This window comes from Paenibacillus sp. FSL R5-0486 (assembly GCF_037975155.1).
GTDB lineage: Bacteria > Bacillota > Bacilli > Paenibacillales > Paenibacillaceae > Paenibacillus > Paenibacillus amylolyticus.
Genome location: NZ_CP150237.1, coordinates 4,334,714 through 4,356,750 on the forward strand (window position 1 = coordinate 4,334,714; position 22,037 = coordinate 4,356,750).

General features: G+C 44.9%; 17 protein-coding genes. 1 reads left to right on the forward strand and 16 read right to left on the reverse strand.

The features are described 5' to 3' along the window. The first annotated feature begins 102 nt into the window (after nucleotides 1–102). Complete coding sequence (locus MKY01_RS19225; protein WP_036613313.1) at nucleotides 103–447, forward strand: MGMT family protein; 345 nt, start codon at nucleotides 103–105, stop codon at nucleotides 445–447. A 104-nt stretch (nucleotides 448–551) separates the two neighbouring features. On the opposite strand, the gene MKY01_RS19230 is transcribed toward MKY01_RS19225, so the two are convergent. The 16 genes from MKY01_RS19230 to MKY01_RS19305 all read right to left on the reverse strand — a co-directional run bounded on the left by MKY01_RS19230 (nucleotide 552) and on the right by MKY01_RS19305 (nucleotide 21,799). Beyond that, a complete protein-coding gene (locus MKY01_RS19230) occupies nucleotides 552–2,063 on the reverse strand; it encodes a DHA2 family efflux MFS transporter permease subunit (protein ID WP_339283182.1) in 1,512 nt (503 codons plus the stop codon). Then, a complete protein-coding gene (locus MKY01_RS19235; RefSeq protein WP_036613308.1) occupies nucleotides 2,060–2,506 on the reverse strand; it encodes a MarR family transcriptional regulator in 447 nt (148 codons plus the stop codon). The genes MKY01_RS19230 and MKY01_RS19235 overlap by 4 nt, the downstream gene beginning before the upstream one ends. A gap of 275 nt (nucleotides 2,507–2,781) precedes the next feature. Further along, on the reverse strand, nucleotides 2,782–3,222 hold the full coding sequence (locus MKY01_RS19240; RefSeq protein ID WP_315371381.1) for a MarR family transcriptional regulator: 441 nt from the start codon (nucleotides 3,220–3,222) through the stop codon (nucleotides 2,782–2,784). 228 nt (nucleotides 3,223–3,450) lie between these two features. Beyond that, on the reverse strand, nucleotides 3,451–5,913 hold the full coding sequence (gene gyrA / locus MKY01_RS19245; protein ID WP_339283185.1) for a DNA gyrase subunit A: 2,463 nt from the start codon (nucleotides 5,911–5,913) through the stop codon (nucleotides 3,451–3,453). A 12-nt stretch (nucleotides 5,914–5,925) separates the two neighbouring features. After that, nucleotides 5,926–7,905 carry a DNA topoisomerase IV subunit B gene (parE, locus tag MKY01_RS19250; RefSeq protein WP_282320949.1) on the reverse strand — a complete coding sequence of 660 codons (1,980 nt, stop codon included), beginning with the start codon at nucleotides 7,903–7,905 and terminating at the stop codon, nucleotides 5,926–5,928. 76 nt (nucleotides 7,906–7,981) lie between these two features. Beyond that, entirely contained in the window at nucleotides 7,982–8,971 is a 990-nt protein-coding gene (locus MKY01_RS19255) for an ABC transporter permease (RefSeq protein ID WP_036613298.1), read from the reverse strand. Beyond that, nucleotides 8,964–9,929: an ABC transporter ATP-binding protein gene (locus tag MKY01_RS19260; RefSeq protein WP_339283187.1), complete on the reverse strand. Its 966-nt coding sequence runs from the start codon at nucleotides 9,927–9,929 to the stop codon at nucleotides 8,964–8,966. Before MKY01_RS19260 ends, MKY01_RS19255 begins: the two co-directional genes overlap by 8 nt. Further along, nucleotides 9,930–10,802, reverse strand: a complete 873-nt coding sequence (locus tag MKY01_RS19265) for a GDSL-type esterase/lipase family protein (RefSeq protein ID WP_305955651.1) — start codon at nucleotides 10,800–10,802, stop codon at nucleotides 9,930–9,932. A 300-nt stretch (nucleotides 10,803–11,102) separates the two neighbouring features. Beyond that, the gene (locus MKY01_RS19270; protein ID WP_339283189.1) at nucleotides 11,103–11,918 is read right to left on the reverse strand and encodes a CAP domain-containing protein; all 816 of its coding nucleotides are present in this window, start codon (nucleotides 11,916–11,918) and stop codon (nucleotides 11,103–11,105) included. A gap of 316 nt (nucleotides 11,919–12,234) precedes the next feature. Then, a complete protein-coding gene (locus MKY01_RS19275; protein ID WP_017687788.1) occupies nucleotides 12,235–12,693 on the reverse strand; it encodes a GNAT family N-acetyltransferase in 459 nt (152 codons plus the stop codon). After that, a complete protein-coding gene (gene purT, locus MKY01_RS19280; RefSeq protein ID WP_339283191.1) occupies nucleotides 12,683–13,870 on the reverse strand; it encodes a formate-dependent phosphoribosylglycinamide formyltransferase in 1,188 nt (395 codons plus the stop codon). The genes MKY01_RS19275 and purT overlap by 11 nt, the downstream gene beginning before the upstream one ends. Before the next feature lie 252 nt (nucleotides 13,871–14,122). Further along, complete coding sequence (locus tag MKY01_RS19285; RefSeq protein ID WP_282320947.1) at nucleotides 14,123–15,145, reverse strand: NAD(P)/FAD-dependent oxidoreductase; 1,023 nt, start codon at nucleotides 15,143–15,145, stop codon at nucleotides 14,123–14,125. A gap of 62 nt (nucleotides 15,146–15,207) precedes the next feature. Next, the gene (locus tag MKY01_RS19290; protein WP_339283193.1) at nucleotides 15,208–16,197 is read right to left on the reverse strand and encodes an ABC transporter substrate-binding protein; all 990 of its coding nucleotides are present in this window, start codon (nucleotides 16,195–16,197) and stop codon (nucleotides 15,208–15,210) included. A 131-nt stretch (nucleotides 16,198–16,328) separates the two neighbouring features. Continuing rightward, nucleotides 16,329–17,969: an AraC family transcriptional regulator gene (locus MKY01_RS19295; RefSeq protein WP_339283195.1), complete on the reverse strand. Its 1,641-nt coding sequence runs from the start codon at nucleotides 17,967–17,969 to the stop codon at nucleotides 16,329–16,331. Between the two features lie 210 nt (nucleotides 17,970–18,179). Then, nucleotides 18,180–20,030, reverse strand: coding sequence for an ABC transporter ATP-binding protein (locus tag MKY01_RS19300; RefSeq protein ID WP_036613270.1), 1,851 nt, complete (start codon nucleotides 20,028–20,030; stop codon nucleotides 18,180–18,182). After that, a complete protein-coding gene (locus MKY01_RS19305) occupies nucleotides 20,027–21,799 on the reverse strand; it encodes an ABC transporter ATP-binding protein (protein WP_036613268.1) in 1,773 nt (590 codons plus the stop codon). Before MKY01_RS19305 ends, MKY01_RS19300 begins: the two co-directional genes overlap by 4 nt. Between the last annotated feature and the right edge of the window lie 238 nt (nucleotides 21,800–22,037).

The window sequence follows — 22,037 nt, forward strand, 5'->3', positions numbered from 1 at the left end:
TTACATCTGTCCATACAACGTGTCGTTCAGATTCTGTATATGAACGACACGTTTTTTCATATTTTCAGCTATATACCTAAGATACAGAGAGGAGACATCATGATGACCCCGTTTACCAAACAAGTCGTTGCGATCATCGCAGCGATTCCTGAAGGTAAAGTGATGACTTACGGTCAGATTGCAGCCCATGCCGGAAGTCCAAGAGCCGCGAGACAAGTCGTACGTATTCTGCATTCGATGAGCCGCAAGGAACGTCTGCCCTGGCACCGTGTCGTCAATGCAAAAGGCGAAATCTCCATACCGGACGAACACTCGCGCATGATGCAGGAAACAGAACTGATTAGCGAAGGTGTGGAGTTTCAACTGAACGGAACCATTAATCTCAAACAGTTCGGTCATGAGCCCGATCCTGTATTTCTTATCGATCCAACGATCCAGCCCGAATAATAAAGTACTCTCCTCCTATCGCGCACACCAAAAAAGAGAACTCAGGCAGTTAGGGTTACCCCTTCGACTGCTAGAGTTCTCTTTTTGGTTTTATCTGATATTCGTTATGCTGTAGCCGTCGCTTTTTCCTGTTCTACAGTTACAGGTTCAACAGCTGGTTTTGTTTTCCGAATAAAGAACGCCATGATCAAAGCAACCACGGTCATTCCAGTAGCCACGATGAATGCATAGTTAACACCGTAAATCGTTGCATCTGCTGTAGCTGCTAACATCACTGTCTTATTATTAGGGTCAACTTGGCCAGCAGCCACTGCATCCGCCAGATGTGTTTTGAGCTTACTACTCATGATAGTAACCAGAATGGCTGTACCGATCGCACCGGCAACTGTACGCAATGTATTGGACATCGCTGTACCATGCGCGTTCAGACGTTGAGGCAGTTGATTCAGACCTGCTGTCTGGATTGGCATCATCAGCATCGACATACCGAACATACGAGCCGTGTAGATAAACATCATGTAGCCGTAGGTAGTATCGATTGCCAGACGACTCAGTCCAAAAGTTGTAATTGCCGTAATCGCAAGACCTGCAACCGAAAGCCAGCGTGCGCCCACTTTATCAAATATGCGACCTGTAATTGGAGACATAATCCCCATCAATATCGCACCGGGCATCATCAGAAGTCCTGATTCAATCGGTGAGAATCCACGAATGTTTTGCAGGAAAATAGGGAGCAGGATCATACCAGCAAACATCGCCATGGTCACGAGCATATTGATAATCGTTGTTAATGTGTACATGTTGTACTTGAAAATACGGAACTCAAGGAGCGGATGATCTGTTGTCAGTTGACGAATAACGAACAGAATCAGGGATATCGCACCTACAACGAGGCATCCAATGACAATTGCACTGCCCCATCCATCGGTACCCGCATCACTGAATCCGTAGAGCAAACTACCAAAACCAAGTGTAGATAAAATAACGCCTGGATAATCCAGTTTAGGTCTGGACTGACGTGTTACGTTTTTGACAAAAGCAATACCAATTGCCGTTGCAATAATAGAGAATGGCAAGATGATGTAGAACAACAATCTCCAGGAATAATGCTCGACCACATAACCTGAAAGTGTAGGCCCAATCGCAGGAGCCAGAATCATCGCAATCCCCATGGTTCCCATGGCCTGACCGCGTTTCTCAATCGGGAAGATGGTCAGGAATACAACGGTCATCAGAGGCATCAGGATACCTGCACCTGCCGCTTGAATAACACGACCTACCATCAAAATGGTGAAGGTTGGACTAAGACCACAGACTAATGTACCTATGGTAAATAGAGTCATGGCTGTAATGAAAATTTGACGCGTTGAAAATTTGGCAATCAGATATGCCGTAATTGGAATCAGCACACCGTTCACAAGCATATAACCCGTAGTTAACCATTGGGCTTTGTTTGGCCCGATGCCGAGGTCATCCATGATTTTAGGAAGCGCTACGTTCATCAGGGTTTGGTTCAGGAATGCCACAAAGGCACCAATTAACAATGCCGCTACAATAGGGCCTTTCTTGATGTTGTCCATCGCTGAGGATGGAGCTGCAGCAGTAGTCGTACTCATATGTTGTTCATCTCTCTTCCTTCTAACTTTTCAATCATTTGACTATGAATTCTAAGTAGGTGCTCAAGGTCTTCCTTCGATATATCCAGAATGGGTGACACTCTTTCCATCCACAAATGGTGCGTTTCCTGTTGGGCCTGTTCCCCTTTATCCGTAATCTGAAGCTTAACGGATCGGCGGTCAGCATCCGAACGTGTCCGAACGATATACTCGCCTTTGACGAGCCGCTCCACAACAGCGCTCATGGAACTGCTGCCCATATGGCATAGCTCAGCCACTTCGTTGATGCCAATGGAAGGACGCTCCCTCAGGATGGATAACACCATAAACTGGATCGAAGTCAGCTCGATCTCCTTGTTTTCATTCCAAAATGCTCGAAAAAGCATTTGATTCACTTGGCGGAACGAATTAATAATATAGAATACTTCATACGTATCAGTCATTGTTTCACCCTTTTACTTTTGGAATATAATATTTCGTACACGAAATATCAGGGGAACAATTATTTATTATAACAAAAATATTTACATAGTCAACTCTTTACATATGAATTTACAAAAATAATATTAGGACATACTAACTGTGTTACATCCATGCCTTTACTCAACTAACCTGGACACAGTGTGTAGCATATGTAATTTGTAAATAAAATAACCATAGGGCTCCTGCATGAAACGAGCAGGCACTCCTATGGTTATTCATAAGAATCAGCATGGTATCATACCGAAGTAGATAAGGCAGGCTCTTTGGTCTTGGGTGTTGTCATTTTGCCTAACAGATATACCAGCAATTGTTGATTGTGCATCGAAATGTTACTGAGAACAGAGTTCATGAATTCATTACGGATGGTGATTCCCCGCGCTGTCTCCATTCTTCCTTTCTCTGATAGAGATACCCACACAATGCGTCGATCCTGATTATCCCGATTCCTGCGAATCAGATCATTCTTCTCCATTCGATCGAGCAGCATGGTTACAGCAGCTGGCGTAGTTGACAGATAAGGAATCAGATCCGAAGGTTTCATCTTCTGATGGTCTTCGAGTACCTCCAGAACAGCCAGCTGAGCCTCCGTTAATGAGGGTGCCAGCTCTTGATCCATATGCAATTTATAATCTTTGGTCAACCTGGACCAGCACTTGGCAAAATCGGAATTATACATCTTCCATCGCTCCTCTCTGCAACCGGTTATCACTTCACCTGCTTAAGTTTTCGCGCTCCAAAGCCGCATTCCTGCTGCCTTTTTTCAATTTCCTAGCGATCGACCGTAATCGACGAAGGTTGTTAAACTTCGCATGAATACCCTCTTCTAATCCGCCTTTGAACAACAAAAAAAGACTCCTCGCATGACAGGATTAGCTGTTCTGCGAAAAGTCTCGTTTGTTTGTTTTTATGAAGATGATGCTGGTTGATTCTCGTTGAAGTCCCTTAGAAGTTCAACGATCTCGTCCTGTTTGTCCACATGAACGATTAGCTTGCCAATATGTTTGCGCTCTGTAATCGGAACACCTTCCGAAGAGATCGGGAACACTTGGCCTTCTTTGGTCATTACAGTGATCTTACGTTGCTCTTTGCAATAAAACGCTCCAACAATACGGCTACCATTCGGTTTCACACGTTTGCCTTCTTTGAACTCGAATGTGGCAAGCCCCTTGCCTCCACGGCTCTGTATAGCGTAATCCAGAAGTAATGATCGTTTACCATATCCCAGATCGGACAACACGGCAACTTCACCTTCATCTCCTTCTACCCATAGAGCGGATACAACTTCATCTGTATCTCTTAACTGAATACCACGAACACCACCGGATACACGTCCCATTGGATTAACCTCATCCTCTCGGAAACGAATCGCCATGGCTTCTTTTGTAATCAACATAATATCTTGACCACCTGTACTTAGATGTACAGATAACACTTCATCGTCCTTGCCAACTTTACAAGCCGCAACTGCACCGGAACGTTTGGTAACGTAATCCTTCAGCTCCGTTCGTTTCACCTGTCCTCTTCGCGTAACGAAGACCAGACTGTGATTTGACTCTTCAAAGGATTTCACAGCAAGCACACTTGCAATACGATCATCTTTAGCAAGGGGAATGACATTCACAATGGCTGTGCCTGGATCTTTCCACTTGAATTCAGGTACCTGGTGAACAGGTAACAGGAAGTACTGACCTTTCCTCGTAAAGACAAGCAAGTTCTCAAGCGTATTTACTTCCAGAACCTGAGCGATATAATCGCCGTCTTTTACACCACTTCCGCTTCGTTCACCACCAGAACGTGTAAAGGACTGCATGCCTGTACGTTTCACATATCCCTCTTTGGATAACGTAACAAATACATCTTCCGCATTCACAAGTACTTCGAGATTAACCTTAAGTTCTTCCACTTCACCCTGGATCGCAGAACGACGGTCTATGCCGTATTTCTCACGAATCTCCATCAATTCCTTGCGGATGACTCCGATGAGCTTGCGGTCACTATCCAGAATGGATTGTAATTGTGCAATCTTTTTCATCAGTTCACCGAGTTCCTTCTCCAGAGAATTGATCTCCAGATTCGTCAAACGGTACAATTGCAACGTAAGGATGGAATCCGCTTGGCGTTCCGTGAATCCAAACATCCACATCAGGTTGTTTTGGGCATCTTGACGGTTCTTCGACGCTTTGATGGCCGCAATGACCTCATCAAGGATGTTAAGTGCTTTTACCAAGCCCTCGAGCACATGCGCACGGTCTTGCGCCTTCTCCAGCTCAAACCGGGTACGGAATGTTACAACCTCCCGCTGATGGGCAATGTAAGCCTCGAGAATCGATTTCAATCCTAATTGATGAGGTGCTTTATTCACAATCGCAACCATATTAAAATTATAGGTGACCTGCAGGTCGGTTTTCTTCAGCAAATAAGCCAAAATACCTTGTGCGTCCGCTTCTTTTTTCAACTCAACCACGATTCGCAGACCTTCACGTCCGCTCTCATCACGCACTTCGGCAATACCTTCAACCTTCTTCTCAAGTCGGATGTTCTCCATTGCTGTAACCAGACGAGATTTCACGACCTGATAAGGAATTTCGGTAATGACGATCTGCTGTTTGCCACCGCGCATGTTTTCAATCTCGGTTTTGGACCGGATATAGATCCGTCCCTTACCTGTGCGATAGGCATCCAGAATGCCGTCACCGCCCATAATCAATCCGCCTGTTGGAAAGTCAGGACCCTTCATAAACATCATGATTTCGTCCAGCTCAATCGACGGTTTCTCCATCACAGCGATCGAAGCATCAATGACTTCACGTAAATTGTGTGGAGGAATCTCCGTTGCAAATCCGGAGGAAATACCGCTGACACCATTAACCAGCAAGTTCGGATAACGGGATGGCAATACAACCGGTTCTTTGGCCGTATTATCAAAATTATCCTTAAACAGAACCGTCCGTTTCTCGATATCGCGAAGCATCTCCATCGCGATGGGCGACAAACGGGCCTCCGTATACCGCATCGCCGCTGCCGGGTCATCATCCTGTGATCCCCAGTTACCATGACCGTCCACGAGCATATGGCCCATTTTCCATGGCTGAGCCATCCGCACCATGCCCTCATAGATGGATGAGTCACCATGTGGATGATAATTACCCATTACGTCCCCAACGGTTTTGGCAGACTTGCGGTAAGTCTTGTCAGGCGTATTACCTGAATCGTACATGGCGTATAGAATACGCCGTTGTACTGGCTTCAACCCATCCCGGACATCCGGAATGGCTCGATCCTGAATAATATATTTGGAGTAGCGACCGAAACGGTCCCCAACGACCTCTTCGAGAAAGGCCGGCATAAATTGTTCTGATGGACTCATTCCAAGCACCTTCTATTCTTCGTACTCTGTAAAGTCGACGTTCTCTACAATCCAGCGTTTCCGCGGATCAACCTTATCACCCATGAGCGTAGATACACGACGTTCTGCTTTTGCTGCATCAACAATCTGTACCTTCAGCATCGCACGAGTTTCCGGATTCATTGTTGTCTCCCACAGTTGATCCGGATTCATCTCACCAAGACCTTTATAACGTTGAAGCTCAACATTATTACCGAATTCCTTCATATAATTCGCCAGTTCTTCATCCGTCCATGCATATCGAACAGTCGCAAGCTTACCAGACTTACGAGTAAGTTTGTACAATGGCGGCTGAGCAATATATACTTTGCCTGCATCAATTAAAGGCTTCATATAACGATAAAAGAAGGTCAACAGCAGCACCTGAATATGTGCGCCGTCCGTATCCGCATCGGTCATAATGATAATTTTGGAATAATTGCTGTCTTCAACTGCAAATTCGGTTCCTATGCCCGCACCGATCGCCGCTGTAATGGCGCGGTATTCTTCATTTTTGAGAATGTCGGCCAGCTTTGATTTTTCCGGATTGAGCGGTTTTCCCTTGAGCGGCAGAATAGCCTGAATCTTCGAGTCACGTCCCTGTTTGGCAGAACCACCTGCGGAATCCCCTTCGACAATAAATAACTCATTTCGGGTAAAATCCTTTGATTGCGCCGGCGTTAGTTTGCCGTTCAGGTTGGAACTTTCGCTACGTTTCTTGCCTGTGCGCATATCATCACGTGCTTTGCGGGCTGCTTCTCTGGCTCTGGAGGCTTGGACCGCTTTGCGAATTAACGTTTGCGCTACCTGCGGGTTTTCTTCCAGAAACCGTTGAATATTCTCGGACACGACCGAATCCACTGCACTTCGAGCGGAAGCGCTACCGAGCTGATCCTTGGTCTGACCTACGAACTCAACCTCTGACATCTTGACACTGATGACGGCCATCATACCTTCACGCAAATCATTACCTTCGAGGTTTTTATCTTTTTCCTTAATCATGCTGGTACGCCGCGCGTAGTCATTCATTACACGAGTGTACGCAGCCCTGAATCCGGTCTCATGTGTACCGCCACCCCGAGTAGAGATCGAGTTCACGAACGAAGCCAGCGTTTCAGTATAACCCGCGTTATACTGGATTGCCACTTCGACTTCAATGTCATCCTTCTCCGCATAGAAGTGAATAACATCATGCAGCACATCTTTATTTTCGTTAAGAAAAGCAACAAACTGGCTTGCTCCACCTTCATACATGTATTCATCCTGATTGCCCGAACGTTCATCCTTGAGCACAATTCTCAGACCCGAATTCAGAAAAGCAATCTCCTGAAGCCGTTCTGCCAATGTATCATAATTAAATTGAATACCGCTCTGGAACACCCGAATATCCGGTTTAAATGTAACTTTTGTACCTGTCCGATTGGTATTGCCTAACACTTCGAGACCGGAGACCGGTTCACCGACATGTTCAATCCCTTTTTTGTCCTTCCAATACTCGAATCGCTGACGATGAATCTTGCCATCACGGAAAATCTCGACTTCAAGCCACTCGGACAATGCGTTTGTAACTGACGCACCTACACCGTGCAAACCGCCTGATTTTTTGTATCCTGATCCACCGAACTTTCCGCCTGCGTGCAAAATCGTAAACACGACCTGGGGAGTAGGAATCCCTGTTTTATGTATACCTGTCGGAATTCCCCTTCCGTTATCCTGAACCGTAATAGAACCGTCCTTATGCAGCGTGATATCGATTTTGGAGCAGAATTTGGCGAGATGTTCGTCGACAGCGTTGTCGACAATTTCCCATACCAAATGATGTAAACCTGAAGTGCTGGTGCTGCCGATGTACATCCCCGGCCGTTTCCGTACCGCTACCAACCCTTCAAGTACTTGAATGTCGTCCGCGTCGTAGCCTGAAGACCCCTGTCCTCCGCCTGTCGAACCTGCCGACATATCGATTTGCTCGACCATTCATGCTCCCCCTTCTTAACTTGCAACTAAAAAAATGCCTAAAATGCAAACAGATGTTTTCTTATCCTTGTCCATTTTAATTCAAGATATCCCGTTTCGTAAAGACAAGGAATGACACAATGAGTGAAGCAATGCCCCAAACACTAAGCACAATAAGGGAAAAACCTAAATTCATACCCTCGATTGGAGGTAACCCGCCAGACAAATAATTCGGAAGTTCGAGGTTAACCATGAACAAATACTTCGCGGTCTGCCAGGACGCTGCCATACTGGTCAAGATTGTTCCTGCAATCAAAGCGGCCATCATGATAACGATACTTGCAGCAGTACTGCGCACAAGCACAGATACCATAAATGCAAGCATAGCCACAATTACACTCACAAACCAGATCAGTCCTGCCTGCATAAGCATGTACAGCCACTGGTCTACAGCATGCACTGCCGACATATCGACATCTGTTCCCACAACTTTGAATCCTGTGAAGATTGGCATGTTGAAGCCTTTATAACCAAAGACCGCACCCGATATGACATAACATATAATGTAGGCTGATACCACTATGATCGAAACAAACATAATCAGCGTAATTAATTTACTCAAAAGCACTTTCCAGCGTCTAACCGGACGCGTTAAAAGCATTTTAATCGTACCTGTCGTACGTTCACCAGAAACAAGATCTGAAGCAATAGCCATGATTAACAGTGGAATAAACAATCCAACCGCGTTGTTCATGAACTCCCGCGTAAAGGTGACACCGCCCGGTTCTTTGGGATTGATGTCATTCTCAAGATAATACTGCATCTGCTGGATGTATACTGTTCTATATTTTTTGTACTCTTCAGGTACCCGATCGCTACCGAGCGAATTTTGATTGTCTGTGATGGCCTGTTGCAGTTCAAGACGCCAATCGCCGCCAAACTTGTCGCGATTATTCTCCGCAGATTTCATCTGGGCATACGTAAACATCGGTACGAGGACCGCAAGTACAATAAATATAATATAAAGCCGTTTTTTCTTCACCATCTTAATCGTTTCATTGCGGATCAGCGGCATGATATTACTCAATGGATTCACCTTCTGTCATTTTTAAGAATAGTTGTTCAAGCGTAGGCTGAATCCGCTGTACCCCTTCAACCTGAATACCTGCTTGAACCATCTGCTGCACCAGATCAGGAATTCGATCTTCATGCATCTCGGCAACCACAGCGTTGGGACCAAGTCCCGCAACAATGGTATCATCCATCACATCCGCAGGTCGACCTACCAGAGCAATGCCTGCATCCTGTAACATCTTTTTGCCTTGCTCCAGTGGTGAAACGTGCCATATAGCCAACTTCGAATGATCTTCAATCAGTTCGCTTACACCTCCAACAGCAAGCACACGCCCAGCACTGATAATGGCTACTCTGTCACAGAGAAGCTGGATCTCACTTAACAAGTGACTGCTGACAAATACAGCCATACCTTCACTGGCAAGTTGCTTAATAAAGACACGAAGTTCCTTAATGCCTTTTGGATCAAGACCATTCGTCGGTTCATCCAGAATGAGCAGACGCGGTCGCCCAAGCAGCGCTTGTGCAATACCGAGCCGTTGACGCATACCCAATGAGTACGTTCTGACTTTATCGTGAATCCGCTGATCCAGACGCACAATATCTACAACTTCCTGAATTCGTTCATTGTCCACACCTGGTTGCATGCGAGCGAAATGCTCCAGGTTCTCCCACCCTGTCAGATATGTATATACCTCCGGATTTTCAACAATGGAGCCTACATACTTCAAAGCACGCTCAGGGTCCCGATTCACATCATAACCACAGACTTTAATTTTTCCTTCTGTTGGTTTGATCAGATCGACCAGCATCCGTATCGTAGTTGTTTTGCCGGCACCGTTGGGACCGAGAAATCCGAAGATTTCACCAGGTTTTACGTCAAATGTAACGTCCTTAATGATCCATTTGCGTCCGATCCGCTTTTTCAGATTCTGTACGGATAGGACGGAATCATACTGCTGGTCTGCCATTTAATTTCCGCTCCCTTCTGCCGGTGTATCTGCCTGAAATTCCTGTGCAATCCGAACTGCAATTTGTTCATAACCTTGTCCGTTGGGATGGAAATGATCTGACGAGAGATACTCCCCCAGATGATTTTCAAACAAATCGAATGTAGGGACCAGTGTCATCTTGTCCTCGTTGTTCAAAATAGCCAGTGCAGCATCGTTCCATGCAGCAACCACTGCATTACCCGGCTTCTCCAGTTCCTTCACATCGCCAAATGGATTGTACAGCCCTATGTACGCAATCTGTGCATCGGGATTAATTTCTTTGACTTTCTTCAATATCTCTTGAAGGCGCTTCGACGTTTCCGGTAAAGCCGCAGCCAGCTGCTCTGCTGTTGGCGGATCTTCCCCCTGTAGAACTTGTCCTCCCTGGAACAAATCATTTGCGCCGATCGAGAGCAAAATAAAATTGGATTGTTGCAGGACATAACGCACGCCTTGCTCATCGAGTTTTTCCAATAAAGCATCTGTTCTCAAACCGTTTACACCCAGATTATTAAGAACCTGAACGTCATATCCTTTATCTTTAAGCAGATTCCCTGCACGTCTCACAAAACCGAGTCCTTCATCATCGCCCGTGCCTCTTGCCAGAGAATCACCGATGACGGCCATCCGAATCTTGCCATCTTCCACGACAGCCGGTTCCCCCTCGATATCCTTAGATGGAGCAGTTGCCTCCTGGCCTGTCGTTAATGCGGAATCTCCCTCGGGGAAAATCACGTCTTTTATGGCGTATCCAAATCCAAATAACAACAACAAAGTTGCCAAGATGGATACTGTACTAACAGTTCTCCAGATCCAGGGTGCTGAATCCAGGCTTTTTTTCTTTTTCATCATCACATCTCCACTCATGTACACCAGTTCGGGTGCTTTATAATTTTATAATTTATAATGACTTTACATTAAGGCGTGTCTGAAAATCCGATTACTTCGGAGTTTTCAGACACGCCCTGATGATGCTATTCCTAAATAACATAAATGTTCTGTCGTTAATTTGCAAACTTTGGCGCTGCATTCGCAGAATTCATTTTTTATATGTCATTTTACGGAAAAAAGGTTATGCCATACACAGATATGAACTGTGTACTGGCATAACCTTGTGGAAAAGAAAATCATACTTTCTTCATTATAAATCGATTACTTACCGATAAACTCTTGTGCCCAGTACCCGTTGTAGAAACCTACACCGATATGCGTAAAGTTTTTGCTCAGAATATTGGCACGGTGACCTTCACTATTCATCCAAGCTGTAACCACTTCCTGTGGTGTTTTTTGTCCTTGGGCAATGTTCTCACCTGCATAGCTGTAAGTTACTCCGAATTGTTTCATCATATCAAACGGAGAACCATACGTAGGTGACTGGTGATCAAAATAGTTGTTGTTACTCATATCTTTTACTTTAGCAACAGCTACTTTGTCCAGAAGTGCATCTGAAGTCAGTGCGTTCAGACCTGCTTTAGCACGCTCAGCGTTCACAAGTTTTACAACTTGAGTAGCAAAGTCGGATTGTGTGCTTTCGCTACCATTATTACTTGTATTGTTACCTGTATTACCTGTGTTACCCGTGTTTGAAGGATCTTTAGCCGGTGTAGTTTCCGGTTTTTGTTCTTGAGCTGGTTGTGTTGGTTTAGTCGGTTGCTCAGGCTTAGTTGTAGGCTCAGCAGGTTTTGTTGTTGGTTGAGTTGGTTTTGTTGTCGGCTCAGCAGGTTTCGTCGTTTGATCAGGCTGCGTAGCAGGTTTCTCTACAATTTGCCCCTCGGATACGGTGTATCCATTTTGTTTGAGCCATTTCTCAATGTAAGCTTTCAAGCTGTCTGTGCTTGTAATTTTGTACGTTGTGATAGTCTTATATGTTGAATCTGCAGCAGACGCGGAAGCAGGAAGCATTACCCCTACGGCCAGTACGGCTGTCAGACTACTCGTTACGACAGTTTTCATCCATTTCTTTTTCAAATTCATTCATCTCCTTAAGATTAGTTATTACAACTTTGTAATTAATACTCTAGCAGTATATCAATTCGACAGGAGATTGTGAACCTATAAAATATGGAAAAGTAACTTTTTTGTCATTTTTTAGAGTGTTACAGATTTGTCTGAGGGCTTATCCTGTAAGGCTCTACCCCCGTTGACAAAATCATAAAAAAAAGACATTCGGACTAAAAATGCTAGTCGAATGTCGCTTCACCATCTATTTATCATTCACCACACAAGAATGTGCAGATCAGGATATCATGAGAATTTCCATGCAATAGAAGAAACTTTATTTGTACTATAGAAGAACTTTACTGAACCGATAACCTCTCTTCTGAAAACCAATGTGCTCATAAAAAGAGTACGTTGTTGAAGTCACTTCACGGTTTGCACCCGTGACAAACAGTTGTTTACCACCTTGCTGTCTGCCCCAATCTTCGGCACGAGCCATCAGACGACGGCCAATCCCACCACCACGATGTTCTTGACCTACAATCAGGGAAGTAATTTGTGCGGCAGGTTCTGGATAGGCATGACTTTGCACACATTGCAAGCCAATCACACCAATAATTTGTTCATCCACTTCGGCAACAAGCATGCATGCGTTTGGATTGGTTTCCAAACATTCAATACGTTCTTTCATGACATTGGTTGTTGTCGGATAGCTGACCTCTCGCATCAGTCCCGTTACCGCTTCAGCATCTCGTAGTTCACACTCTCGGATCATCAGTACAGGGGCCTCAACATTATTGGACATGATTTACCTCCACTTTCAGCATATTAGCGGCTTGCACCGCTGTTTTACGAGCTTCTTCCACATCTTGACCAGCACTTAAAGCTACAGCCATTCGGCGTCCTACTTTGGTCTCAGGTTTGCCAAATACACGAATCTGAGTACGAGGAAGAGCCAGTGCTTCTTCAATCCCGCCTACAGTAAAGTCAGATGTTTCATCATTAGCCTTCAGCGTTGCTGAAGCTCCCGGTGTCAACAGATGTACACCTGTGACCGGAAAACCAAGAATTGCACGTACATGCAGCGCAAACTCAGAACTGTCTTGCGTCACCATTGTAACCATACCTGTGTCATGTGGACGAGGAGATACCTCGCTGAACACAACACCATCCGATGTGAGGAACAATTCCACTCCAAACAGTCCATACCCGCCAAGTTCATCCGTGACGGATTTGGCAATATGACAAGCTTGCTGCCATTGCTCAGGAGTCATTGCATGAGGCTGCCAGGATTCGACATAATCCCCATCCTTCTGAATATGACCAATCGGAGGACAAAATACGGTGCCTGATACAGACCTAACGGTAAGTAATGTAATCTCACTGTCAAATTGCACAAAGCTCTCCACAATAACACGAACGGATTTGCCACGAGCCCCCGAAAGAGCAATGTTCCAGCAATCCTCCACGTCGCCCGGTGTTCGGCATACACTCTGCCCTTTGCCGGAAGAACTCATTAATGGTTTAATGACACAAGGTGTGCCAAGCTCACGTACGGTTTCCTGAAGTTGTTCCAGGTTGTCCGCAAAAAGGTAATCAGCTGTCGGAAGTTTCAATTGTTCGGCTGCAAGCCGACGGATGCCTTCGCGATCCATCGTTAGACGTGCAGCTCGGGCAGTAGGTACTACACAAAATCCCTCTTCCTCAAGCTCCAGTAAAGCTTCTGTTGCAATAGCTTCAATCTCAGGTACGATGTAATGAGGTTTTTCTTTACGGATCAATTGTTTCAAAGCTTCGGCATCCAGCATGTCGATGCAGTAAGACCGGTGCGCGACCTGCATTGCAGGTGCGTTCTCATAACGATCAACAGCGATCGTCTCTACTCCCAGTCGTTGGGCCTCAATAACGACCTCTTTTCCCAATTCTCCACTGCCTAGTAGCAGCATTTTTTTGGCTTGAGCCGTAAAAGGAGCACCCCACATGTTCTTTCCAATCCTCCCAAAGAGAAATCTTCTATATCTGTCTCTCTATTTTCGGGGTTTTGGTTAAAGATTGCAAGAGTGCTCCCTATTTTTCTTGTGAATTTTACAAGATTTTTTGTGTTTTTTCGATCAAATTTTACAATTATCGCTTACAGATTCGTCAACCTTTCCATTCTTCCCAGAAATAAGGATATGTTGAAACAGCAGATTTTAATACTCCAGTGAACATGAATAAGCAAACAAACCCCAAGTTTAGAACCTTGGGATTTGTTTGTTTTTTTCTCTGAAAATTTCATTATGGGAGGAGACGTACGCCATCATGGGAGCATCTGGAGTCAAGTATTTTTTCGCACTATTTACAGCTAAAATCGCATCGTTGAAGGCTCCGGCAATAAGTCTGACTTTGCTATCGTGAGTTGCACAATCCCCTGCAGCAAAAATACCCGGGAGGTTCGTATTCGCATGTTGGCTCATTAGAACCATTCCATCGTCCATTTCTAAGCCACAACTGGCAAGATCACTTAAATTGCTTTTATATCCATGACTAACTACGACTTCATCCACATCTAACAATACATTTTCCTGACTCTCCATATGCGTAATTACAACCTGATGGATACGTTCACCATGATTATGAAGCCGTGTGATGCTATATGGTGTTCTGACATCCGTTACATTGTTCATCTCGCTAACATTGCGTTCCATTGCACGAAACTCATTTTTTCGGTGGACGACCACTACGCTCCGTGCAAGTTGAGCAAGTTCAATTGCCCAATCTACTGCACTGTTGCCTCCTCCTGAAATGAGCACACGCTTCCCGGAAAAATGTTCTGGATTTTGCACGGTGTAATGAAGATTCTCATGCTCATATTGAATCGGCTCCTGAAGCTCCAATTTCTGAATTTCTGCGATACCGCGGCCTACTGCGACAATGATTGTACGCGTATAGTGGATGTCGCCTTCAGCAGTATACAGAGCCAAAATATCGTTGTCCAGTCGAGCGAACCGATCTACTTTGCAATTCAATTCAACCGTTGGATTAAAGGTATTCGCCTGCTGAACCAGATACTCAATCAACTTTGAACACTTCATTGGTGGCAGGCCACCCACATCCCAAATAGTTTTTTCGGAATAGGTATGCAGAAAACCACCAAGTTGGTCTTTGCCGTCAATGATCTTAACTCTCATATCACGCATCCCGGCATAAAAGGCCGCATATAATCCTGCCGGTCCGCCTCCAATGATGGTTACATCATAGATATCTTCTTCATTCATTTTGGACACATCCTGTTATTTAGTAGTGAATTTAGAGATATGTGTAACATGAACCGTTTGCTTTATTTATTTTTCTCTTCAAAAACAGCTACAATGTCATCAATAACATACTGATCAGCCAGTGGAGACATCCCCAGATTGAGCCATTCTTTACCACCAACCATGTACACATGATCATTTTTGACTGCTTTCAGATTTTTCCATAGTGAAGTTGCCAACATCTCTTCAAATTTCTTCTTAATTTCAGGATTCTTATCGTCATCCAGTTGAACGATCAAGTGATCTGCATCGTATTCAGGCAACACTTCCATGGATACGGACATGGCAACTTGATCTTTCGGGAAATTCGGGAGCGGATTCATACCCAGACGCTTGTGCACGAAGTTTCCACGGTCAAGGTTCTCCCCGTGAAGGACGATTTCTTTTTCCATGACTCGAATATAGAGAACTGTTTCTTCTCCGATCATCTCGTTTAATTTGTCGGCTGCAACTTTTTCCTTCGCTACCAAATCTTCAATAACCTTTTCTGCCTGTTCTTCTTTGTCCAGAATTTTGGCAATATCACGCAATTCGTCCCGCCAATCATCACGTTGTGGAAGAAGTACAGTCGGTGCAATCAGAGAAAGCTGATCATAATCCTTTTCGGACCACCAGTCAGGAGCTATAATCAAATCAGGCATTGTCTCCATAACCGCTTCAAAATTCGGCGTTCGTGCGATGCCCATTTTCATGGTATTCGCGAATGGCTCTTCCAAATAAGAAGGATGATCCTCGTGATAGTTCTGCACAGCAACAGGTACGATGCCAAGTGCATACAAAAACTCCGGATATACAAGGGACAGACCCACTACTCTTTGTGGTTCAACCGGGATTTCAATTTCTCCCATCTTTGTAGTCACTTTTTTTACCTGACTTGTTTCTGTTGTGGATGTATTGGCAGAACCAGTCTTCTGTCCTTCGCTCGTGGCCTCATCTTTCCCCGCTGTACCGCAAGCCGCAATAATGAGCACCAACATCATGGTGCATAGTACCGTTAACCATCTGAATCTCATTCTTTATGTACCCCCTATATGGCATTTAGTTATGACAACGTCTAATTAATAATAATTATCATTATCATTTGATATAGGAGTAAGTATATTAAAATATGTTCAGGTATGATATTGACTATTCAGACTTTTTGCTATGGACGATCTTGCCATAACTTTAATATTTCATCCAACATAAGCTCATGAGTAAACGCAGTGTAGTCCAGCAGGACGCTCGACAAAAGGATATCCATTCTGCCATTCTGTACCGCTAACAACTCAAGCCATTCTTCAGACTTACGTACAGCAGACCATGTCTGCCTGGATGTCTCATCATCACCCACAATCAATAATATTCTTTCCACGTTGAGAACAGATAACTCCTTAATGGTTACTGTGCCCCGTTCCCAATAAGTCTCAACTCCTTCGGGACCCTCCATTTGCATATCAACGTAAAAAACGGAAGCAATGCTCCTTGGGCCTAACATCTGCAACGCTTCACCATAAACTTTGAGTACAACTAATCTGTCTTTTCGTATGAAATCCTCAAGCTGGCCCTTTATGGTCGTTGCCTTCTCTTCATATCTTTGAAGCCATACCTCTGCAATATCAGACCTGTCCAAAAAGCTTGCAACATATCTCAAATGCTCTCTCCAATCTCCTTTTTCCCACGGGAGGTCACACACAGGAGCAGTGGAATGAAGCTGTCTTTGCAAATCCTCAGACTCCGCCCCAACAGTAATAATATAATCAGGTTTAACTAATCGAAGCTGTTCCAGCCAGGTGGTCTCACTCTCTGCGAGTGGCATAACTTTGTCCGTTTCATATTTACGTCGGTAATAGTATGTCCACGGATGACTTGCCGGCGCGGCACAGGGAATGATCTGCAATGCAAGCAGTATACCAATGCTCACAGAATGAACTGCAGCAATTTTTTGTTTGCTATTACGTATAAACGCTGCTGGTGGAATGCCAGAGATTTGCTTGAATTTACGCCGGAAATACGTCTCATCCTGATAACCCACGTACGATGCCACATCCTTGAGTCGATAACTGTGATCATTTCTCATTAAGATCTGGGCTTGTTTAATTCGGTATAGCGTTAGATAGTCCACTGGACTATAACCATACCTTTTCTTGAATAAACGCATGAAATGTCGAGGGCTCATTCGTGCCACATTTGCTAATTCCTCAATGGTTAATCTCTTCGAATAATTCTGCTCCATGTAACCTTTGACATGTTCAATTGGTGAAGCCAGGTCCGTCTTTTCGGTAAGGGCCACGTCGTAAAACATGGTATACAACAGTTCCTGAAAACGAATCTGACCATAGTACCTTTGCAAACCATCCTTCTTCAACGTGTGGTGGTAAATCATCTGACAGATCACGCCAACAGCAACGGGTGAAGATGAGCTGACCTCGCCATTTACTTCATTACGTAAAAGTTGCTTCATCATTTCAAGGGCTGTTCCACCCTCCTGCTCCAGTGCGTACATGACATCAAAACTCATGTGATACATGCCTCTTTCATCCAACGAATGCACATTTGCCTCAACCAGTTGCCCCGGGAAGCCTACATACAGTCCGCCCGCCTTTAATTCAATGAAACTGCCATCTATCTTTAACCACCCTTGCCCACTGGCTACAAATAATAACATGTATGTTTCAATGAAGTGTTTCCTCAGAAGCCACTCCGTCGCTGGATCACTTGTATAATTCACGTGAAGGAGCCTAAAATTCATATGATCCAGGTGATCCAAATGCTCTGAATTTATTTCGTTGTTGTCCATCTGCATTGATCTCCCTCCAGCCATGAACGATTGTATTGATTTCATTCTTCAAAAATATAACATACCACACTAACGAATAAAAAAAACACTCCGGCTATCCTCTAACCTGTCTTCAATGAATAAGATGCGCTTATTATTGAAAGATCAGGCTATAGAACGCCAGAGTGTTATAAGTTCATATGTGTTCAGACGCTTCACAGGCGTCCGAAGGTTTCATCACAAAAATCTGTATTGAGCTTCAATTAATCCATTATACACGCCTTGTTTTTGGATAAGCTGCTCATGGTTACCCTCTTCTTTAATTTCACCATGATCCAGGACGATAATGTTATCTGCATTCCGGATGGTTGAGAGACGGTGAGCGACCATAAAGGACGTTCTTCCCTGCAACAGCACCTTCAACGCTTCCTGGATTTTAAGCTCTGTCTCCGTGTCAATACTGGCTGTAGCTTCATCCAGGATCAGTATGCGTGGATCAGCAAGCAGCGCACGGGCAAAGGATAACAGTTGTCGCTGTCCCATGGATAATACGTTCCCGCGTTCCTCTACTTCAGTATCATATCCGCCAGGCAGCTTCATGATGAACTCATGTGCATTGACTGCTTTGGCTGCGTCCTCCACCTCTTCATTCGTTGCGTCCAGTCGTCCAAATCGAATATTGTCACGAATCGTACCCGAGAAGATGAAGGTATCCTGTAATACAATGCTGATCTGGCTGCGTAAACTCTCTACCGTTACATCCCGCACATCCTGTCCGTCAATGGTGAGACGTCCGCCGGATATATCATAGAAACGACTGATCAGATTGATGATCGTACTTTTACCTGAGCCCGTATGACCAACAAGTGCAATCGATTGTCCCGCAGCCGCTGAGAAGCTGATCCCTTTTAGCGCCTGTCTGCCCTTCTCGTATTCGAACACCACATTTTCGAATGCGATATCTCCTTTAATAGAAGGAAGTGGCTTGGCACCTGGTTTATCCGCAATACTTGGTTTTTCATCCATGAATTCGAAGATACGCTCCGATGATGCCATTGCAACCAGCAACTGATTGTACATCTGTCCCAGACGGTTGATTGGGTCCCAGAAGTTGCCGACATAGTTGGCAAAAGCGACAAGTAATCCCACGGTCAACTGACCTTCCTGAATCAGGTAAGCACCAAACCAGAAAAGGATTAACGTACCGAATCCGCCGGTAATCTCAATCAGCGGTCCAAAGCCCTGGTTCATCGCTGATGCTCTATCCCATGACTTTTTGCTGGACAGGTTCATGTTGTCAAAATATTTCATGTTCTCTTTTTCCTGTGTGTAAGCCTGAGTCACTCGAATCCCCTGAATGGATTCATTCAAGTGGGAGTTTATCCGAGAGTTCTTCATGCGCACATCCTGCCAAGCCCGACGGATCAGCACCCGCAGTTTGGTCGAGATGATAAACATGATTGGCACCGTAATGATCACGGCAAGACCCAGTTTCCAGTTAATCAACAGCAAGATCACAATGATCCCGAGCAACTGTACGCAGTCGATCATGACGTTCACTGCACCATTGGTGAACAGATCCTGAAGGGAGTTAATATCATTCGTAACACGCACCAGTACGGAACCTGCCGGTCTTTTGTCAAAAAAGTTAAAGGACAGCTTCTGGATATGCTTGAACAGATCCGAGCGAAGATCATAAATAACGCGCTGTCCGATAATGTTTGTCAGTTTGATCCGGTACGTATTGGCTGCCCATTGAATCAGATACAACACAAATATGGAGCCAGCGATAAGATAAAGCATGGTCATACTTGGCAACCCCGTTGCCGGTGCGATGGCACGGTCAATCGCCAGACTGATCAGAAAAGGTACGGACAATTTTGTAATGGTACCCAAGATCATCATTAGAATAACGAGTGGTAACAGTTGTTTCGCATAAGGTTTCATGTATGCAAATAAACGTCCGAACTCTTTCCAGTTAAACGGTTTTTCAATAATTTCATCATCCTGATACACAAATCGTTCATTCAGTTTCTTCTCAGAGGCCACTTTTGCCTCGCGCCTGTCTGCTATCGTTTCTGCACTCATGAATTCACCTGCTCCCCAGCCTCCCGCTTACCGCGGGCAATATAATCTGCATATTGAATTTTATAAACATCCTGATATGGTCCAGGCACTTCAATGAGTTCGGTATGTTTGCCACGTTGTACCACGCGACCTTCATCGAGCACCAGAATCTCATCTGCATGTCGTAGTGAAGATATCCGGTGTGCAATAATAAATGTCGTTCTGCCGCGCATAACTTCCTGGAAACCGGACTGAATCTCGTGTTCTGTCTCCATGTCCACGGCGCTGGTTGCATCATCAAGTACCAGAATTTTTGGATTTTTCAGCAAAGCCCTTGCAATCGCAATCCGCTGTTTCTGTCCACCCGATAATCCCATGCCGCGCTCACCAACCACCGTGTCATATCCGTCCGGGAACTCCATAATGAAGTCATGAGCCTTGGCCAGCTTCGCTGCACGGATGATCTCATCCATGGTGACGTTCTTAAGCCCGTAGGAAATATTATTGCGAATGCTGGATGAGAACAGGAATGTTTCCTGGAAAACAGAAGCGATCTGACTCCGCAAACTGCGAATACCTATGTCTTTAATGTTTTTGCCATCTAGCTTGATCGTTCCCGAGTTGACGTTATAGGCACGCATCAGAAGCTGAATGATGGTCGATTTACCTGACCCTGTTCCCCCGAGGAAACCGATTACAGAACCGGGTGCAGCGTCAAAATTAATATCGGTTACTGCTGGCATTTTGTTGCCGTAGGCAAAGGTAACGGATTCAAATGTCACATGGCCGTTCACTTGGTCTGCCTCCACAATGACCGGATCTTGCGTTTCTTCCACGTCCACTGGCGTATTGAGCAGTTCGAGCACCCGTTCACCTGAAGCTTTGGATTGCGTATAGTTGTTGATATGGAACCCAAGGTTCCACATTGGACCGATTATGTACCAGATCAAACTGAAAAAGGCAACGAGTTCACCGAGTGTCAGCGTCTTCTGTATAACCATTCTTCCACCGATCACCAGCAACAGCACGATACTCACCGAAGCAAGAATCTCCATGATCGGAAAATAGCGACTCCACAATGTTGCGGCATGAATCTGATTTGTTTTGTAACGCTCATTACGTATGGAGAATTTCTCCACTTCATAAGGCTCACGTGCAAAGGATTTTACCGTACGTACGCCAGTAATATTCTCCTGTACCGCTGTTGTCAGTGAACTGAGCGCCAGCCGCATCTCCTGAAACGCAGGGTGAATTTTGGATTCGAATCTCAGCGCAACGAAGGCAAGTAATGGGATGCATATGAGCGTGAACAACGTAAGCTGCCAACTCATGGTCATCATCATGATTGCGCCAAATACGACCATGAAAACCATGTTAAGAATCTGGGCGAAACCAAATCCGATAAAGTTACGGATGGCTTCCAAATCTCCCGTGAGGCGGGACATCAGATCACCTGTCTTGGCCGTATCATAATAACGGAAGGATAAAAATTGAAGCTTTTCGTAACATGCATTACGAAGTCTGTACGCCAGGAAGTTACCCAAGCGTCCTCCAAAAAAGCCATGTAAAAACTGCATTCCCGCTTTCAAAATAACTACACCTAACACAGTCAAGGCAATTATGGGAACGTCTTCAAAAGTTCGCGGAACAATGATGTCATCAATCAGTATCCTCAGCATGTACGGATACACCAACCCAAGTGCGGTCGCTAAGGCGAGGAACAAGATTGATACAAATAAATACGTTCGCTTTTCCCAAAAAAAGGTTTGCAGTTGCCTAAGAACATCCATGTTTCTCCTCCTCTTATGTCGTTCAAAAATACTATGAACATTTATGAAGTTTATCACCGTACCCCATTCGCGGCAAAGCGAATAACAGACCATATTCTGCCTGCTTTCAGCTTATTGACGCATTAACGAAGGTAAATACCCACCTTTCAATCAAATGTTTGAATATTCTCTTTATTTCAGGTTGTTCGTACCAAAAAAAGGCTCCCTATATGCCTTTTCGGCAGGGGCCCTTTTGGGT

Coding starts and splice junctions, on each gene's coding strand:
- gyrA (WP_339283185.1), bottom strand. CDS start 5,913: ATGAGTCCATCAGAACAATTTATGCCGGCCTTTCTCGAAGAGGTCGTT.
- MKY01_RS19305 (WP_036613268.1), bottom strand. CDS start 21,799: ATGGATGTTCTTAGGCAACTGCAAACCTTTTTTTGGGAAAAGCGAACG.
- MKY01_RS19240 (WP_315371381.1), bottom strand. CDS start 3,222: ATGTATAATTCCGATTTTGCCAAGTGCTGGTCCAGGTTGACCAAAGAT.
- purT (WP_339283191.1), bottom strand. CDS start 13,870: ATGTGGGGTGCTCCTTTTACGGCTCAAGCCAAAAAAATGCTGCTACTA.
- MKY01_RS19265 (WP_305955651.1), bottom strand. CDS start 10,802: ATGATGAAAAAGAAAAAAAGCCTGGATTCAGCACCCTGGATCTGGAGA.
- MKY01_RS19285 (WP_282320947.1), bottom strand. CDS start 15,145: ATGAATGAAGAAGATATCTATGATGTAACCATCATTGGAGGCGGACCG.
- MKY01_RS19235 (WP_036613308.1), bottom strand. CDS start 2,506: ATGACTGATACGTATGAAGTATTCTATATTATTAATTCGTTCCGCCAA.
- MKY01_RS19300 (WP_036613270.1), bottom strand. CDS start 20,030: ATGAGTGCAGAAACGATAGCAGACAGGCGCGAGGCAAAAGTGGCCTCT.
- MKY01_RS19260 (WP_339283187.1), bottom strand. CDS start 9,929: ATGGCAGACCAGCAGTATGATTCCGTCCTATCCGTACAGAATCTGAAA.
- MKY01_RS19290 (WP_339283193.1), bottom strand. CDS start 16,197: ATGAGATTCAGATGGTTAACGGTACTATGCACCATGATGTTGGTGCTC.
- MKY01_RS19230 (WP_339283182.1), bottom strand. CDS start 2,063: ATGAGTACGACTACTGCTGCAGCTCCATCCTCAGCGATGGACAACATC.
- parE (WP_282320949.1), bottom strand. CDS start 7,905: ATGGTCGAGCAAATCGATATGTCGGCAGGTTCGACAGGCGGAGGACAG.
- MKY01_RS19295 (WP_339283195.1), bottom strand. CDS start 17,969: ATGCAGATGGACAACAACGAAATAAATTCAGAGCATTTGGATCACCTG.
- MKY01_RS19225 (WP_036613313.1), top strand. CDS start 103: ATGACCCCGTTTACCAAACAAGTCGTTGCGATCATCGCAGCGATTCCT.
- MKY01_RS19275 (WP_017687788.1), bottom strand. CDS start 12,693: ATGTCCAATAATGTTGAGGCCCCTGTACTGATGATCCGAGAGTGTGAA.